We start from the raw sequence: 17,527 nt of genomic DNA on the forward strand, positions 1-17,527 counted from the left end.
TGAAGTAAACTTTAGTTTTAGGGCTTCTTGATTACTCGCGACCACGCTTGACTCCAAATTCTTCTTTGCTTTGCCTTTGTTGTCGCCTGCCAATCGATATCTTAGGCTCAACCGCGGCCTCGGTGTGATATTCAAGCAGCAGCCAATTGGGAGGATCCATGAGCCCTTCGCAAGAAGACCACCAGGCGTCGAGTAGCTTATTGACCGACGAGAACATCGAACTTGTCTCCGCTAAGCTTCAGGAACTCCGGCTTCGGCTTCTCGATTCAACCCGCCGGAACCCGCTGATCAATATCCGCTTCAGCCCGGCTTCGACCTCGTTCATCCGCGTTGTAGACGAACTTCCCGACATCTTGCGCCACAACCTCTCTCAGGGGCGCCAGATGCGGCTAGCGGCGTTGCCTGCCCTCGAAGACGAACTCCCGGACGAGCAGACGGACAATTTCAGGGATGCGCTCTTCATCGCCCGGCAGGAAGACGAGCCTTATCTCGCTGAGATCGCCAAAATCGAACCCGACGAAGCGAAGGCGGAAGAAAAGCTGGTGAAGGCCGAGCGATCCCTGAAGGATCGCCTGCGCGAAGACCTTGGCCTGTCTCCGCGCCAGACCAAGGACGCGCTCTCGCTCGCTGAACATGCCCGGATTCACGGCATCGAGCCAAGCTACATTCTTCCGCTCCCTGAGAACGAGCACCACGACGGGAGGCACGTCGATGACGATATCCAGACCCTCCTGCTACCGGACCGGCTGCAACGGTCGGCAAAGTCCATTCTTGAGAAAGGACGGTCCTTCGAGCGCGAGACTGGGGTCAACGTGCTGCATGCTGTCTTCGGCATCCTGGAGTGGAAAAGCCCTGACGAGAACGATCGCTACGTTTCGCCGCTGCTATTGCTCGAGATCCGGATCGAGAGGAAGCAGTCCACGCATGGCGCCGAGTTCTACCTGCGCGGCATCGACCAGGTCATGGTCAATACAAACCTGGCGCTAAAGCTCCTTAACGAGAAGAAGCTCGCCTTGCCAGACTACGAGGGCGGAAGCGTCGAGGATTACTTCGAGTCGGTCGAGGAAGCAGCGCCTCCGGGCTGGCACTGGAAAGTGCGCCGCGAAGCCTGCATTGGAATTTTCCCGTCCTCCAAGATCGCGATGTACCATGACCTCGATCCGGAAAAACGCCCGCTGGCGGAGGAAGAGACAGTGGTGCGCCTTCTCGCCACGACCGGGGTCGGCGACGGCGCCTATGCCGAGACCTATGGCACCGACGACCCCGAGATTTCCAGCAAAGTCCCCTACGTGGTGATGGATGCGGATGCATCGCAGTATTCGGCCCTCGTCGATGTGGCCGCACAGAAGAACCTCGCGATCGAAGGCCCGCCGGGCTCGGGCAAGTCGCAGACCATCGTCAACCTGATCGCCTCGGCGCTTGCTGACGGCAAGAAGGTGCTCTTCGTGGCCGAAAAGCTGACCGCGCTCGACGTCGTGCGCAACCGCCTTGATGCCGCTGGTCTCGGCAACTTCATCCTGCCGCTCCAGGCCGGACGCGGCACCGCCGAGACCGTCTACGAGAGCATTGAGGCTCGCCTCGAGATGAGCCGGGCGTCCGGCCCCGGACGCCACAGCTTCAACTCGCGACAGCGCGCCCTCGAACGGGACCGCGCGATCCTCCAGGGCTACCTCGATGCGCTAGGCGCGATGCTCGGCTCGACGGGACTCACGGTGCACCAGATCATCGGCCATGCTATCGCCACGGCCGAGATCCGTGAGGCCTTGCCGCGAGAAATCCGCCGTCTGCCGATTCCGAACGCCTGGGAAATGGGCGCGATCGAGGTCGAGGCCCTGGTCTCAGAGGCGGAAGCCTTCAGCACCCGGCTCAGACGGATAGCGCGTATGCCTACCGTTTGGCGCTCCTCGACTGCGCCGATCACATCGCACGATGTCGCCGAAGACCACGCCGAGGCGGCGCATAGCATCGCGGAGGAGCTCGAGGTCTTCGAGAGGGACATAGCGGGCTCGTCGATAGCCATGTTCATGACTGCAAACCCCTTCGTGATCGACATGAAGAAGATCGGCAATCTGCTTTCGACCGCCGCGCGTGACGAGGGCCGGGTAACCCCAGACCTGCTCGACACACTTACAGATCCAGCCGCTCGCCGCGCCGCCCGGGATCTCTGCGGCCAGGTCAGCGAAAGACAGACACTCATGGCCCAACTCGGCCACAGCCTGCACGATGCCGACGGCTGGAACGTGTCCAAGCGCCTTGCGGCTGCCGCCGAGTTCGCTAAGGCGCGGGGCGGACGACTCGATCCCGAGCAACATCGCACGAGGCTCGCCGAAATCGAAGGTGCGATCGCCGAAGCTCGGGTGGTGCTCGGCGCCGCGTCCCGGCTTCCACAGAGCTGGACATCGTCCGGCCGGCCCCTGACGGAGATCCGTGATGGGGCGAAGCGCATCGCAGCGCAGTCCCCTGGTGTCCTATCCCTACGATGCGGCGACCCGATGGCCTCCGTCGATGCCCTGGCCATGGAGATCGATACCCAGATCTCTCGCCTTTCCACGGAGATCGGCCGTATCCGGCAGGCGATCCCCTCCGCTGGCGGCGTCCACGACGCAGGTGAACTCAGGAACGCGGCGGCCGTGATCGACAGCGCTGGCTTCTTCGGGCGCATGGGGTCTACCTACAAGGCTGCACGCAATACATACACGAACATACTCGGAGGGCGGCGCGAGGACAGCCCAGCTGAGATGGCACGTAGGCTGCGTGAATATGCAGACTGGCTCGACAGCCGCCGGGAGTTCGATAACAGCGCACGCTACGCAGAGCGCTTCGGTGCACACTTCCGAGGATTCAACACCGAGATGGCGGCGATCAGCCGTGTGGTGACCTTTCATGGGATCTGCAAGGAGATCGCCGGCGCCAGTGTGGATCTGAAAGCCTACCTCGAAACCGGGGAACTCGATCCCGTCCTCACCTTCGCGGAGTTGGAGGACATGCCTCCATTGCCCCTCTCTGAGGCCGAGGTGAAATTGCACGAACTCGAGGAGACCGCCGAGAAGGAGCGACGCTATATCACTGAGGCGGATAGCCACATAGAGCTCTTCCGCGACAGAACGAGCCTGTTTTTTTCGGAGATCGAGGAGATCCTGGCCCTTAAGACGGCTGAGGCAGACCTCGCTCGCAAGATCGAGGAGAGCCCGTCGCGCGAAGCGCTCGGTTCGGGCTTCGCCGGCCTCACTACCCGGACCGACCTGCTCAGCATCCAGTGCGACCTGGCTGAGGCGATCGCCGCCACCGATGACGCGGACATGGCGCTCGCGGCAATGCGATCAGGCCGGGCGGCCGACATGGCGAAGGAATTTGAGACCTTTGCTGCCCGTCGCGCCAGTCTCGAGACTCAAGTCGACAGCTTTGTTGCCGATCTCGGGCTTCCCCAGGATCTTTCGACGCCGATGGCGCTGGCCCGGCGCACGGCCGACCTGCGGGAGGCGGCGGCCGATCCGCAATCGCTGCTCGACCGGGCTCAGTTGAAGCGCGCCGAGGACAGCCTGCGCGGACAGGGGCTTGGTGAACTGATCGACTGGGTGTTGGCCGAGGACGAAGCCTTCGATCCGGTACGCCTCGCATCGATTGTCCGCGCCCTGATCGCGCGCTCGATGGCAGACGTCGCCTACAAGGAGTGGGGCGCAGCACTGCAAGGCTACGACGGACAGGACTTCGACCGCATCCGGGGCGAGATCCGCTCCAAGGATCGCGAGATGATCAAGCTCTCCCGCGCCGCGGTGGTGCAGGAGCTCCTGGAATCGGCCCGGCCGCCGGCCGGCAACAACGTCGGCCGAAAGTCGACCTTCACCGATATGAGCTTGATCTACAATGAGCTCTACAAGAAGAAGCGCCGCATCAGCATCCGCGAATTGGCAAGCCGCGCTGGCCGCGCTCTCGTCGAGTTGAAGCCTTGCTGGATGATGTCGCCGCTCGCGGTCGCGCAATACCTCCGCCAGGGCATGCGATTCGATCTCGTGGTTATCGACGAGGCTTCGCAGATGACGCCCGAAAACGCCATCGGCGCGATCAGCCGGGCCGACCAGTCGGTGATTGTCGGCGACACCAAGCAGCTGCCACCGACGAACTTCTTCCAGAAAGTGCTCGATGACAGCGACACCGATGAGGATCTGCGCGAGGACAGCGAGAGCATCCTCGACATGGCTAACGTTGCCTTCATGCCCGTGCGCCAGCTCCGTTGGCACTACCGCTCGCGGCACTCAGCGCTGATCCAGTTCTCCAACCAGTGGATGTACAAGGGAGAGCTGACGATCTTCCCCTCGGCACAGGAGGACCACCCAGATCTCGGCGTCGAGCTCGTCGAGGTGCCTGGCATTTACAAGGGGCGTCGCAACGAGATCGAGGCCCGCGCCATCGTTGTAGCTGCGGTCCACCACATGAACCATCGCCCCGAGCTCTCGCTCGGCATCTGCACGATGAACTCCGACCAGAAGGACCTGATCCTCGAGGAGTTCGAGCGGGAGCGCGACCGCAACCCCCAGGTCCAGGCTTTCGTCGAAAAGTGGGAAGAGGAGAATGACGCGCTCGAGGAATTCTTCGTCAAGAACATTGAGACGATCCAGGGCGACGAACGGGACGTGATGATGATCTCTACGCTCTACGGACCGGAATCTCCTGGGGCCAAGGTGCTTCAACGGTTCGGACCGATTAACTCGGCCCATGGCCACCGCCGACTGAACGTCCTCTTCACCCGCGCCAAGCGGAAGATCATTACCTTTACCTCGATGAAGCCGACCGACATCCTCGTTGACGGCAACAAAGCGCTCGGCGTGCGGATGTTCCGGGCCTGGCTCGAATATTCGAAAACCGGACACATCCCGGATGCGGCCGGCCCGCTGGGCGGCACGGAGAGCCCATTCGAGGACTATGTCGCGGCGCAGATCGAGCGCCTCGGCTGCGAGGTGGTCCCTCAAGTGGGTGTCGCAGGCTTCCGCATCGACCTCGGCGTCCGGCACCCAGACTGGCCCTACGGCTACATTCTGGGTGTCGAATGCGACGGTGCGGCCTACCACAGCTCGAAGTCGAGCCGCGATCGCGACCGGCTGCGCCAGGAGGTGCTAGAGGGGCTCGGCTGGCGGCTGCACCGGATCTGGTCGACCGATTGGTTCCGCAACCCGCGCGCCGAGATCGAGGTCCTGAAGGAGGTGATCGACGCCGCGCTCGCCGATGCCAAGGCGCGGGGCGTGAAGCACTCCGAGCGTCTCGATGCGATGGCACTGCTGACCCGCTTGGCTGAGGAAAAGACCTCAGGCGTAGAAGAGGTGCCCACGCAAACCCGGCCCGAGCCAAGGCCTTCGTCTGCTGCGCTGATCGCAGCGGCGGCACCACCGAAGCCCGAGCAGGCGAACTTGCCGTTCGAGGTTCTCGCGAGCAGCGCCCTCTACACGGCGGCAAGCCGGGTCGCGGCGGAGCCGACCGTGGCGCTTGGCTCGAAAGTGAAGGTAGAGAACATCACCGACGGCAAAAAGCTCGCCTTCACGCTTGTCGAGGGTGAGAATGCGCCTGAACAGGGGAAGATTGGCGTTCACACTCCGCTTGGACAGGCCCTGCTCGACGCACAGGTGGGGGAGGAAGTAGAATATCAAGTCGGCTCGCACATCAAGGAGGTGCGGGTGCTGGAGATTGGATGATGAAGCGAGAGGGCACTATGCACTGATCGATGACAGGTCGGCTCTTCACGGCAATCAGGGGCCATTTCCGATATTGATCGGAGGTCTCAAGCTTTGGAACGGATATCGGCGCGTGCATGTATTGCTGTGCCGGGAGGGCAGGGACATCAAAATGAAGGAAACGTGGCGGATCTACAACGAGTTGGACCTGCAACTGAGGAACAAGCATCCAAAGCGCCGGTTGAAGGCAAAGCTTCGGGAAGAGCAGAAAGATGCCGTCGGGCCGAATGAGGTCTGGGCAATGGGCTTCCCTCATGACCAACTCGCCACTGGGCGCAATATTCGTGTCTTGACGGTTATCGACACGTTCTCGCGTTATGTGCCGGCAATTTATCCACGCTTCAGCTACCGGGGCGAGGATGTCGTGATAACCTTGGAAACGGTTTGCACGCAGATTGGCTATCCACCAGTTGAGCAGAGCTAACTTATGAACCCGGTCAATCAAGGGGGCAGGTCATAATAGAAAAGACATTTTGAGGGCAAATCATGGCAAGAATCTTTAAATGGCTTTTCGGCGGATCGTCCGCAGGGGAGGATCGTGTGGAGAAGGATGCGCGCAGGGAACCGCGGGGCTGGTCCGAACCTGAGCCAGACTCAGACCCAGACCCAGACCCAGACCCGGAGATTGTCCGCACCTCAGACCTTTCCCTGCCCGAACAAAACTACTTTATCCAGCTCGAGCGACTGACAACTTCGGTCTCCGCCCAGAACTATCCGGCCGCAGCCGCGGCGGCGCGCGCTAGCCTGCCGCTGCTGCGCAACTGGCTGAAGGACCCGCGCGGCGACGGACTGCGCCTCGACATCCGGATACCGGCCTTATCGCAAGGAGGGACGATGATGGCCATTACCGGGGACAACGAGGGGCTGGTCGAGCTCAGGAAGCTGGTACAGGACTTCGACCACCTGAAAGATTACCGGGAGGAGGCGGAGGAACACTTTTCCGATCTGGAACTCTTCAACCGGATCCGGTCAGTCATTCGAAGCAAACCGGGCGTGCTACAAAACCGGATGAAAGCGGAGTTAGACATCGAAGATGGCCGTCGGGCCAGTCGGCTGGTTTCTTACCTGGAAAAGAACGGGGAAGTGCAACGCGCGAAGAGCGGTAACACATATGAGCTCTACATGGCCGGCGTCGCGATGCCCGAAGCTGCTGTTGAAACGATTTACACGGAGCCTGACAATCCGGGGTCGCATCGGCGAGAGACACGCGGAACCCATCCCCGTGAACTGGACCTCAAGCGTGTGAGCATCGTACCCCTCCCTCCGTCTCCGAATGCCTGGGATCAATCAGTCGATCTTCCGGTTACGAACGAAGCCTTTGAGGACCCTGAGAGCGCTTGGCAGGAGATCATCGTCGAACCAATTGCGAAGGACGACCGGCCCGACCCGGCCTTCCGTAGACACTATAGTACCCGGGGTGGCACGCTGTCATTCGATGATCTTGCGAAGTCGGATGCGAGCTTGGGCGCACCCGGGGCTGTGATGTTCACCAACGCGAAAGGGCAGCCCGGAAAGACAGTTCCCCTCCGTCGCGCGCCCAGTCGCATTTCGGTCCATCCGGAAGGTGAAGGCTTCGCGATACTCTCAAGGAGCAATGTGCTGACGGTCTATGGCGGCGATCTAAAGGTCGATTTCGAGACGGATCTGGAGAGCGCACCGGAAGTTGCCGCGAACCGGGATCGTCTGGGATTGGCGGAGAGCGAGGCGCACCGCGCACTACGCTGCATCGCCCTGACACCAGAACGCGACCGTTATCTATTCACGCACGTCGATGAGGCCTGGTGTATCGGCCGGGACGGGAAGCGCCTCTGGGGCCTTCGGATGCCGGCCAGTGAACCCACTCGCATCCGAGTAGGCGGCGAGGCTTTCGCCACAGCGGCCGAAATCGATGAAGCTCTTGAGGTTTTGGGACTCGAGATGCCGGTCACACCTGACGAGATCCGCAAGCGATACCGGCAGCTGGCGCGCGAGCTGCACCCGGACCTCAATCCCGGGAACGAGGAACCGATGAAAGCGGTAAACGTCGCCTCTGAACGCCTGACCGGCCTGGATCCGGAACAGCTTGACGGAAGCGGAGGTGGGGAAGGTGGTTTTGAGATCGTGATCAGCCTAGGCCTCGCGGGCCAAGCGGACTGGATCTATGCCGCTGCTTTCTCGGGGACCGGGGAGACTGCGCTCCTGGGGACATATGCCGGTCGCGTTGTGCGCGTAGACCGGGTAGGTATACCGACGACGATCTATGACGTCGGTTCAATGCCGGTCCGGATCATCGAGACCGAGGCCTATCTCTACGTGATGACTACAACGCGCCTTTATGTGCTGGACGGAGATCACTTGGTGGCGCTGGAGGATTGCTCAGCCAAATGCGACCTGCTCGTCAGCGGCGGAATGGTTCTCCTGGTCGAAAACAAGGGGGTTCGGACTTTTACAGAAGACGGAAGGCCGCTTGGAATCGCCTTGACCAAGGCACCGATCCGACGTGCCTATGTTGATTCCGAAGAACTTTTCATCGAGACCCGGACGCAATGCGGGCGCTTCCGCAGTATCCGGTCCGCGCCAGAAAGAGCGTAACATTGTACATTGAACGGTCGTTGTCCGCCCTGGACCGAACTTGAAAGTTCCGCAACGCACGTTATGCGAATCCTGGGGAGGGGACCCCTTATTCCGTCCTGTTTTAGATTACGACTTTTCGATACCAGATAAGAGGAGTTCGGAGATGTCATATCACGACAACTGCACTCCCGCAAAAGACAGAACCGCGCCCCAATTTGTTTCGTTCCGCCGGCCGTCCTTTAATTAATAAAAAGGAGGTCGTAACCAATGCATGCCGTATTACCACCCAAGATTTCAACTCCCCTTACGCCGATAACAGAAATCCCGTATTTGGAAGCAATGCAGTTTTCTGCAAGCATTGGATCCCTGAGTTCTCTTCGGGAAATGATCCAGGAACTTGAAGATCAAGGTGCAATGTCAGACGAGTTCTCCAAATTCGCATCCTATTGTAAGCGGGCTTCAGAATTCGAAGAGCACTTCGGTCCTGATAGCCTGCTTGACCTCTCCCACCCTAGCGTGTCGATACTTATCGAGAATGTTATCAGCACAAAAGAGTTGCAGGCAATTCGCAATCGACAGGAAACAATAGCGAATGATCCTTCTGCCTCCGAACGAGCTCATGCGTTACGGTCGGAAGGGCGTCTCCTCGTCTGAGTCATATTCTGGTTGATGGTCCTGTTGTTTTTTCCGAGTCCGGCGGATCAGCTCACCTGCCTCATGCAAGCTATGACACAGGCCGCTTCCTGAAATGCCAGGTCCGCGCACTCGAAAGCAGAAGCCACCAGAACATGGTTTCTGCTCTTCGATGACGTATGCCCCGTCGGATTTCACGGTGTCCCACTTGCCCGCCATACTGTTATTCCTTCTGTTGTTTTCATCGTAAGGCGATTTACAAAGTGCTGCTTAAAGAATCCCTTCCGATCCGGTGGAAAGAACTCAATGAGTTTCCTATAGTCGATAACCTTGAGTTGTGGTCGAGCAATAGCATAAGATTATTGTGACCGGGCTACAGAATCGCCAGGGAAGCGGTCCTGATCTGGGGGGGCTATGATCACTATTGGCATTCGCGCCGCGCCGAAGGTCGTCACCTTCGCGATATACGATACCGACGCAGGCTCCATACTAAACGTCGAGAAGATAAAGATTCCGGCAGCGTTCGAAACTCCTGCCGCCTTGAAATATGTCCGCTCGAATCTTCTGGACGTCCTTCGCGAATACAAAGTTGAGCGAGCAGGGGTGAGGGTGACCGAGTCTGTGGCCAACTACCCCAATATCGAACGGATCCAGATCGAAGGCATCATTCAGGAAGCATTCGCAAGCAGCGAGCTGCAATCCTATTACGTGGGCCAGATCGCATCGATCTCCAAGCGTCTCGGCGTAGATCGGAAAAATTTCAAGCCACTTGTCGATGGCGATGATGATCCAGGAGTTGAGAACTGGAAGAAGATGGGAAAGGAAGAGCGGGAAGCGATCCTTTGCGCCATGGGAGCCAAGGATGCTTAAGCCATACCAGAAGGCTGAACTTGCCTTCGACATCATCAAGGAAATCGGACAAGACGGCCGCAATTCGCGAACCTACGTTGCGCGCGACCATCAACTCAATGCCGAGATCGTCATCAAGCAGATCCGGAAGAGCACCCTGAACTCGCCTGACGAATTTTTCGCCGAGTCCCAAGCCCTGTATGCGAGCGCACATCCGAACGTGGTCCAGGTCCATTACGCTTGCTATGACGCTGACCATGTCTACGTGGCGATGCCGTATTATCGCAACGGCTCGGCAAAAGACTTGATCACAGGATGCCATATGACCGTCCGGGAGATCATCACTCTCGGCTCGCAGATCCTTGCGGGCCTGCACAACATCCATTCCAAGGGACTTGTGCATTTCGACGTGAAACCAGACAACATCCTTTTGTCATCGCGGCAGGAAGCACTCGTATCCGACTTCGGGCAAGCGAAGCAGATGAACTACTCAGGGATTGCTGCGCAGGACAGGCATTATACGCCGATGATCGCTCCGGAGGCGTTGGATACAGATCACTTCGAGCGGACATTTGACATCTATCAAGTTGGGTTGACGCTGTATCGTATGTGCAACGGTAACGAGCATTTCTACGCACAGATGGTTAAGTACGGTCCGCCCGCTGCGTTTGACCGTGCGGCGTTCCGCTTCGATGTCCGCAACGGGAAGTTTCCCGATCGGAAGTCCTTTGCCCCACATGTGCCATCAACGTTGCGTAATGTGATCAAGAAATGCTTGGAAACTAATCCGGTGAATCGCTATCAGTCGGCGCTAGACGTGGCAAACGCCATAGCTGGGATAGACGGCGCCTGCCTCGACTGGCGGCTCGTAGAACATGCGGACCGAAAGGTCTGGACAAAAGCGAGCGATGAAACTCAGTATGAGCTAACCGTTAACGCGGATGGAACTACTACCTGCTACAAAAGCGTTAACGGAGGAAAGGCACGCCGTGTGGGCGATGCTTGCAAGGACAAGATTACCGACAAGAATCTCAGGAAGATCTTCACGGACTACTGATGCGCAAGGTGAAGAACAGTCCCAGAAACTACATGAAACGCTCGCAGATGAGACCTGCATGCGTAGTGGTTGAACGCGTGGCAGAAGAACCAAGGAAGCGCACGGCGGAAAACTTCACCAGCGCACTGATCGACAACAACTTCTATGTGAGCTTCCGACTCGAACCGAAGGTAGATAAGCGCAAGTAGCTCCTCTGGACCGCTTGGTGGCGGCCTCAGCCTCAAGACTCTGCATTCATGTGCTTCACAAATCTGCGAAGGCGCGCGCGTTCCTGAAGATCGGCTGTCATGGCCCGGATACCAAGAGGTTGACCGAGGGGGCGGCTCTTGCGCCCGTCAGCAATCATCTCGCCAACGATAGCCAGTGCCGGATTGATCCGGCGCACCCTCCATCCGTGTTTGTCGGCGAGAGCGGAACATGAGACCATACTGTCAGTGTCCAGAACTGCACTGTCAGTGTCCAGAACTGCCAGAGCAACGGTTGCTGCATCCCGTCGAGGGCTGACGTCTTCGAAGACGATCGGATCGAATGTTTCATAAAGCTTGGGGGCGGTAACGACGTTGCCAAACGGTCTGCCGATAACCTTGTTGATCCGCAGCATTTCCTCAAGTTCCAACTCACCTAAAGCCTCGAGAATTTCCATTTTCGATGCTTCGGGAAACTGGGAAATGATCTGATCGTAGTCGAAGATGTCAGCCCATCCTCGCTCGGCGTGTTCACTCATCCAGCGCCCAAGGTAGGCAGCGTCCTCTGACAGCGTCACGCGTTTTAAGATGAAGTTCACAGCTGCCTCGGTATCGACGGCAAGCTTGGTGATCTCCTGTCGCCACTTCTCCTCGTCGATCTCGGACTGCGGCGGATGAGTGAGGCTGTAGATGGCAGCCAGATGACCACCCGCTATTGGTACCATGGATATGCTGGCATCAACGAGCTTCCGGAACAGAGCTCGTTTAGGAGAAGCGGTTGGTAGTGTAATGGGCATGCAATGCTCTTGAATGCGGGCGCCATCCGGCCCCCGAGATTTCGGAGTTGAAGCTAGACGACCTTGAAAGCATGAACAACTATACCATTCGTTCAGAGGGAGCAGATCACTACGCTCGAGCGATCGAAGGTGTCGTCTCGCCGCGAACGGGCATTCGAACTCCCCAAGGATACTTCTTTTCGTTGCTCGCTTCGTATTGGTAGACGATGAGACTTGGGAGATTTCGTTTGTCGTAGCGACGACCCAGGTTGAATACGACGCTGTTTTGAGCGGCCAGAAGGAGATGGATGGTCGTCACTCCCTTCGCCTCAAGGAACTTCGCGGCTTCGAGGAACTGCCCGGCCAAAGCGTTTTGCTTGTCCTGTGACCAATGCGATGAATTTAAGTCAGGCAGAGAAAGCCTAACAACAGGGAGATCGAAGGTCGTCGCAATGTTCTCTGACCTGACCTGATAGGACGCTGAGACCGCTAACACGACCTCCGCGGCGCTACCGAAGTCTTGGAACCCTTCCATCTTGAAGCGTTGACCGTCGTCCCCGCTGTCCAGGTTGCGCCACGCCTCACGATTCCTGTCCCAATCCATGACGACGATCTTGCCCTCGTCGTCGAAGATTACCCCGGTAAGGAAGGTCATTGGTACGGGAGTCAACCCACCGTAGACGAGGGTCACGTCCTGAGCGTCCCCGTGCTTCGAATGCTGCTGGATTGTTCGTCGCCCAGCATCTACCTCGTTCAGGAGATCGCCCGGATCAACGATCACGCCGTCTTTCCGCTGCCGTAGGTCCAGCATAATACCGATCCGGTGACCTATGATGTCTGACGGCACGGCTGCGGTTAGGGGAGAGCCATCGTCGTCACGCAACCCGCGGCCTTCCATGACAATGACCCTCTTCCTGTCCCGCAGCTCGTTCTCGCGGGAGAACCGCTTCCAACCGATCCAGACACAGAAGACGAAGGTCGCGACGAACAGCGCCACGAGGGGCCATTGTACCCACTCCGGGATAACGTTAGTTGAACCGACCTCGACGGAGTACTCATCTCGGATGGTGGCTTTGACGACCCAGTTCCAACCCAGCAGGGTGACAAGAACAGGAACACAAGCGACAGCAACCTTTCCTTCGAATCCTCGCGGTCTGAAAAGGAATTTGATGAATTCGCGGATGCTCCAGTCGATCGTATCTCGATACATGGCTGTCTCTACGACTCGTATTTAATGTGCGCGGTTTGCGGGGACATCCCGCACTGATGTAAAGTTGCGACCGCGAGGAATTCGCGGAAAGTGTCTGACCTGACGACGAGCAGGACTGCAAACGGAATCCGGCGCTCTCCATTCACGAGATCCTCCATGGATTCCAGATCGGTAAGGCTCGGAAAGATTGGAAGCCGGGGATGAGAATGCCATTCGCCGATGTAGTTGTATTTCTCGTAGTCGTAACCGGTCCTTTCGAAGAACGCGTCTAGGAACGTGTTGTGAAAGACGTGATCCCTGACGAAATGCGCCCGTTCGCCCGTCAGCTCATCGACGGAGAAGTCGACGATCTCGAATTGTCCGGGTGTGATTTGTCGTGCCATCAGGATGCCCCCAATCTCCCTGTCGGCGGCACGAGCCAGCATGTTCTTCATCCTATCCACGATCGCCCGAGGAAGGACCAACTGCACAGTCACGAAGATCTCTCGTCGATGAGATCTGACATCAGTGTTCTGATATTTTCTTCGCTTTGCGCCGCAACCGGCTCCTCCCAAGGCTCCGTTGGTTGCAGGTCGATTGGCCAAGTGTCGAAGGGTGCTTCGAAGATCCAAGCTTTCTTTAAGCCGATCGCATAGGCGGAATGGGGAAATGACGTTTCTCCGCCTTTAAGGATGTCGAGGGCAAACCGAGTTGCATGGGCGGCGATAACAGAGATATCGGCGTCGTCAGCGATGAATGGCGGCTTGTCGTCTCCGTTAATCTCGTACGGGTTTCCGGTCTCTGTCTGCCAAGGAATTCCATGGTCGTCGCACCACGTCGTGATCTGATTTCTTGCCGCCAACGGATAGGGGTCCGTGTTAGGCTGCGCTCTTGCGATGATCCCGCCGATCCCACCGCCGAAAACCTCTGCCCAGATCATCGGCTTGCTGTGCCGTTTTGCAGCGCCGGCGCACAAATTGAACGATGTCGGATTCGCGGTCGCGTCGACGATGAGATCGCATTCGCCAATCGATTCAAGCGTAGATTCCATTCCAAGGGCAGAGGTCTGGCTACCAAGAGCGACGCGCCGCGTTTCGATTTCGGTGTCGGTGGCGATCTGGCCGACCCTGTCGGCTAAAGCGTCCACTTTGTGCCAACCGATCGCCCAAGCGTCGAGCTCGTTCCGCACTAGGTTGCCAGTCAGGAAGATATCTTCGTCGACGAGGAGGAATTTCCTGACTCCGGCGCGGGCGAGTGAGGCGGCGACCTTCGAGCCAATCGAGCCGCAGCCTACGATCGCGACGCGATTCATGGATACTGTTTCACGATTCGAGGCGGATCGTTGGGCCAGCACCTCCTCCTCAACGATCCGGTAAGGAACTAGAAATGGAAAGTCGTTCTTGCTGCGTACTATGTCAAAAGAAATCCTACGTCCGCTTTTTTCGAGAACGATAAGGAACGGCCAATCCGACATTTCAAGAAGGGAGGAGAGTTCAGGAATACGTTCGGCGAGGTCTTGGAATTCACCGCCTCCATGAAGCGCTAGCACGCTCATGTCTTGTGCCGTCCGCAATATGTAGCCGGTCCGTGTTCCTGGTGCATTCGGTGTAGGCTGCGGCGATATCCAAACCTCGTTGCCGTGTGCACCTATTGATCTCAGGTGAGCCACCCGGTGGGTCCTGCGTGCAGTGATCGTCAGGGATATCTCCAAAACCGCCTCGGGGAGCTGCCCTTCGAGCGCCGCCCACGCACCCTCCGGAACCATCAAGCGCCAGCTCTCGAAGCGCAGTTCCGCCCCAAGCGATGAACTATGCTCCGAGGGAACTGCGGCGGCCTCTCCATCGGAACTGCGCTCAGCAGCAATCAGGCCGTAAGCGCTTTCCACCATCATTGCCCCGGTGACGGCAGGATCCCAATTGTCCGGACGCCACTGGAGACAAAGCTCCCCACCGGGACCATACTGATGGTCGGAAAGCTGAATTTCGCCATGGGGCAAAACGATCGGCGGGGTATCAGGGAATGTGGTGGGGTAGATTACCGCCAGCGTAATGTTTTCCCCGCCATGCAGGATCTCCACATCCACGCAGAGCTGTAAGTTGGCGAGGTGCCTGACGTGCACGCTCGTCAGCCAATCATTTTCCTCCTGAAGGACGGTGAATGCGACCTTCTCCGCTCTTGCCCTGTTCTGATCTTCCCACCACCAGATCATGCATAGCCCTGAGGCTTCGTCGGTCGTCTACCGGCATAGGCGCACCAACCGTGCCTGCGCCTGCCGCAGATGCACCAGTTGCTGCGCGCAGCAGGCGTGACCCTCCGGTGAGCCGGTCAACCGCGCTGGTTGCAGCTCGGTATCCCATCCTTTGATAGACGGCATCGGCCATGCCCTTGTAGTTCGTTGCCTGCGCTGCCGCCCCGAAGTCTGCGCGAGCCTGGCGGAGCCATTGGAAAAACGCCTCGGCCTTCTGCGGTTCACGTTCCCACTTGTCAGCGAAGTTCTCGAAGGGGTCGGTGGGGTTTGCGATGATGTACTTTTCGCCGTCATGAATGATGAACTGATCCATTCGGTCAAGGATCGTGAACAGTGCGCCAGAGATCGTGTCCTGATTTTCGTACGAATGAGCCGAGAGCGTGGTAATGATGATGGAGATCGGACGTAGATCCAGATTACGGGCGAACATGTTGTCCCGGTGTCGCTTCAGGATCATGATCGCCGACTGGAGCGGTGTCTTCACTTTGAAGTCCGGTAAATCCTCCACACTTGCGCGGAAGCCCTGTTTCTGCATTTCCTCCAATACCGCCCGCTTGCGACGCTCGAACACCACCGCTTGTCTGGATGCGAACCAATAAGAATAGCCTTTTGGATTGGATCTGGGCCAGTCCTCCGAGAGTATCCAATAGTTGGGCGCCCGCCTGTCCGTGATGGAGATCGCGGTCGCCACCCAGCGCGTGTCGAGCATCTTGGCTTCGAGAAGGGTTCGCTGTTGCTCGGTGTTTGGAACGGCTGGAACCACATCCATGTGGAATTGGGCACCGTCGGCATAGTCCAGAACCCAGCAGCGATTTCCTTCCCGGACAGGTTTCACCATGCCCTTGGCGTCGTGATAAGCCCTGATCTCGGCGCCGAGCATCGCCTTCAGTTCTTGCTGGGTCTTGTTGTGTTTGGTCAGAGCGCGAAGCTCTACGACAGAGTCGACGTCATACTCTTCTTCGTCCGTATGCGGACGGATTGCAGTTCCCAGCCGGAACGAACCTTGGCAGTAGATCTGAGGATCGTACTTCCGGACCGTGCTTTCAGGACGATGAAGCCATTCCCCAAGTGAGGTGTAACTCGTCTGGGCCTGCTCATATCTGTTTTCAGGAACCTCCAGCTCCTTCACCAGAGCTTTAAGGAAGTCCTCGATGGAATTCACATGCACGTTCATGATTAGGATACCTCATGAATATCTACATCTTTGCCGTTTATTTCATGATTTGTTCTTCTCGGCATTGTCCGGGTACCTTTCGGGCCCGGAATTGGTGGAGTGCGTTTTGGCCAGCACTTGCTTTGGTCAATCCGGACGCCTAAGAGCGTCCGGATTTTTCGTTTTGAGCCGCTTATTGGCCTAAATTGTCCATCCTATGCATGCATGGACAATTGTACGTGAATGCATAGTATGGCTCATGAGAAGTATAAGTTAATGAAATTAAATGGCTTTTTTCTTTATTTTGGCTCGGTCCTTCTCTGATTTCGGCCAAAGTCGTACTCAAATGATTGGATAAACTGGCTCAATAAAAGCCTAACTCCTTGAATTCCTGACGTCAGGCACAAAAAAGCCTTCCGAAATGGGAGGCGTCCATCGAAGCAATAGTGGGTTCGTTTCAGGATGGAAAGATGGCAGCGGTGATATGGATTTTCAGTGAGGCTGACCGCTTACCTTTTCGGCAGCTTGGCCGCTTGTGACTGGTTTCCGTTTTCGTCTGTGCCGGTATCTAGGTTGAGTTGCCGGCGCCGTGTAAAGAAATGCTCTTCGGCTTGGCTTGGATGTGCCATCCGGTCTGTAAAATTGTCCAACCAGGTAATTGCAGGGTCAGCCTCAACGTCAGACTTGCTGCACCCCGCGGACACCGAAGGAGAGCAGGTCTCGCTAGGCCTGCTGGGGTTCGTCTCGTTGGTCATCTTTCGCGAACTCCCGAGTTTTCTCTGACGCGATGGCTCGGTCGTAAAATGTTGCATGAACCTGTTCAACTGGGAACGCAGGTTCAACGCCGGAGTCCTTCAGGTGTTTGATTGTGGTGCGAAGATGCAATCCAAGCCGACGCGATAGAGAAGTTGCCGTTTCGTAGCGCTCTGAGAACGTTTCGAATTCTTGTCGTTTGACGATCTTTTGCGGACAGCGGTTGACTGGGTTGATCGCGGTCTCCGCCGGGAGATAGCCGAATTCAATTAACCCCTTGACCACGCGCGTTGACGTTTTGAGTTTTTATTCGACATCGAGCAGGGAATAGCCGCCGTGATCTTCCAATCGAACATGCGTCTTCACCTCCTCTAGATCGACGAGAACGGAAAGAAAACCGGTCTCTTC

At 57.6% G+C, this 17,527-nt stretch carries 10 protein-coding genes and 1 pseudogene; 6 read left to right on the forward strand and 5 right to left on the reverse strand.

The features are described 5' to 3' along the window. Positions 1-158 precede the first annotated feature (158 nt). From ACN0SO_RS26380 to ACN0SO_RS26405, 6 genes and pseudogenes are all read left to right on the forward strand, one after another. Positions 159-5,684 carry a DUF4011 domain-containing protein gene (locus tag ACN0SO_RS26380; protein ID WP_417682760.1) on the forward strand — a complete coding sequence of 1,842 codons (5,526 nt, stop codon included), beginning with the start codon at positions 159-161 and terminating at the stop codon, positions 5,682-5,684. A gap of 100 nt (positions 5,685-5,784) precedes the next feature. Beyond that, positions 5,785-6,129, forward strand: a pseudogene (locus ACN0SO_RS26385) (IS3 family transposase); the annotation flags it as partial. Between the two features lie 80 nt (positions 6,130-6,209). Then, the gene (locus tag ACN0SO_RS26390; protein WP_417682762.1) at positions 6,210-8,294 is read left to right on the forward strand and encodes a J domain-containing protein; all 2,085 of its coding nucleotides are present in this window, start codon (positions 6,210-6,212) and stop codon (positions 8,292-8,294) included. Between the two features lie 249 nt (positions 8,295-8,543). Then, positions 8,544-8,930, forward strand: a complete 387-nt coding sequence (locus ACN0SO_RS26395) for a hypothetical protein (RefSeq protein WP_417682764.1) — start codon at positions 8,544-8,546, stop codon at positions 8,928-8,930. Positions 8,931-9,323: 393 nt separating this feature from the next. Beyond that, positions 9,324-9,779 carry a hypothetical protein gene (locus ACN0SO_RS26400; RefSeq protein WP_342895816.1) on the forward strand — a complete coding sequence of 152 codons (456 nt, stop codon included), beginning with the start codon at positions 9,324-9,326 and terminating at the stop codon, positions 9,777-9,779. Next, positions 9,772-10,815, forward strand: coding sequence for a serine/threonine-protein kinase (locus ACN0SO_RS26405; RefSeq protein ID WP_417682766.1), 1,044 nt, complete (start codon positions 9,772-9,774; stop codon positions 10,813-10,815). Before ACN0SO_RS26400 ends, ACN0SO_RS26405 begins: the two co-directional genes overlap by 8 nt. Before the next feature lie 220 nt (positions 10,816-11,035). Here the strand turns inward: ACN0SO_RS26405 and ACN0SO_RS26410 are convergent, their stop codons facing one another. From ACN0SO_RS26410 to ACN0SO_RS26430, 5 genes are all read right to left on the reverse strand, one after another. Next, complete coding sequence (locus tag ACN0SO_RS26410; protein ID WP_417682768.1) at positions 11,036-11,797, reverse strand: hypothetical protein; 762 nt, start codon at positions 11,795-11,797, stop codon at positions 11,036-11,038. A gap of 109 nt (positions 11,798-11,906) precedes the next feature. Beyond that, positions 11,907-12,986 (reverse strand): SAVED domain-containing protein, encoded by a 1,080-nt coding sequence (locus ACN0SO_RS26415; protein WP_417682770.1) that lies wholly within the window; start codon positions 12,984-12,986, stop codon positions 11,907-11,909. 8 nt (positions 12,987-12,994) lie between these two features. Then, positions 12,995-13,462, reverse strand: coding sequence for a Mov34/MPN/PAD-1 family protein (locus ACN0SO_RS26420; RefSeq protein WP_417682771.1), 468 nt, complete (start codon positions 13,460-13,462; stop codon positions 12,995-12,997). Then, positions 13,459-15,174: a ThiF family adenylyltransferase gene (locus ACN0SO_RS26425; RefSeq protein WP_417682773.1), complete on the reverse strand. Its 1,716-nt coding sequence runs from the start codon at positions 15,172-15,174 to the stop codon at positions 13,459-13,461. Before ACN0SO_RS26425 ends, ACN0SO_RS26420 begins: the two co-directional genes overlap by 4 nt. Next, a complete protein-coding gene (locus ACN0SO_RS26430) occupies positions 15,098-16,387 on the reverse strand; it encodes a nucleotidyltransferase (RefSeq protein ID WP_417682775.1) in 1,290 nt (429 codons plus the stop codon). Before ACN0SO_RS26430 ends, ACN0SO_RS26425 begins: the two co-directional genes overlap by 77 nt. Positions 16,388-17,527: the final 1,140 nt, after the last annotated feature.

Source organism: Roseibium sp. (assembly GCF_048260565.1).
Classification (GTDB): domain Bacteria; phylum Pseudomonadota; class Alphaproteobacteria; order Rhizobiales; family Stappiaceae; genus Roseibium.

Excerpts from the sequence above, each read along its gene's own strand:
- ACN0SO_RS26400 (WP_342895816.1), top strand. The coding sequence starts at position 9,324 with ATGATCACTATTGGCATTCGCGCCGCGCCGAAGGTCGTCACCTTCGCG.
- ACN0SO_RS26405 (WP_417682766.1), top strand. The coding sequence starts at position 9,772 with ATGCTTAAGCCATACCAGAAGGCTGAACTTGCCTTCGACATCATCAAG.
- ACN0SO_RS26410 (WP_417682768.1), bottom strand. The coding sequence starts at position 11,797 with ATGCCCATTACACTACCAACCGCTTCTCCTAAACGAGCTCTGTTCCGG.
- ACN0SO_RS26430 (WP_417682775.1), bottom strand. The coding sequence starts at position 16,387 with ATGAACGTGCATGTGAATTCCATCGAGGACTTCCTTAAAGCTCTGGTG.
- ACN0SO_RS26425 (WP_417682773.1), bottom strand. The coding sequence starts at position 15,174 with ATGATCTGGTGGTGGGAAGATCAGAACAGGGCAAGAGCGGAGAAGGTC.
- ACN0SO_RS26395 (WP_417682764.1), top strand. The coding sequence starts at position 8,544 with ATGCATGCCGTATTACCACCCAAGATTTCAACTCCCCTTACGCCGATA.
- ACN0SO_RS26415 (WP_417682770.1), bottom strand. The coding sequence starts at position 12,986 with ATGTATCGAGATACGATCGACTGGAGCATCCGCGAATTCATCAAATTC.
- ACN0SO_RS26390 (WP_417682762.1), top strand. The coding sequence starts at position 6,210 with ATGGCAAGAATCTTTAAATGGCTTTTCGGCGGATCGTCCGCAGGGGAG.
- ACN0SO_RS26380 (WP_417682760.1), top strand. The coding sequence starts at position 159 with ATGAGCCCTTCGCAAGAAGACCACCAGGCGTCGAGTAGCTTATTGACC.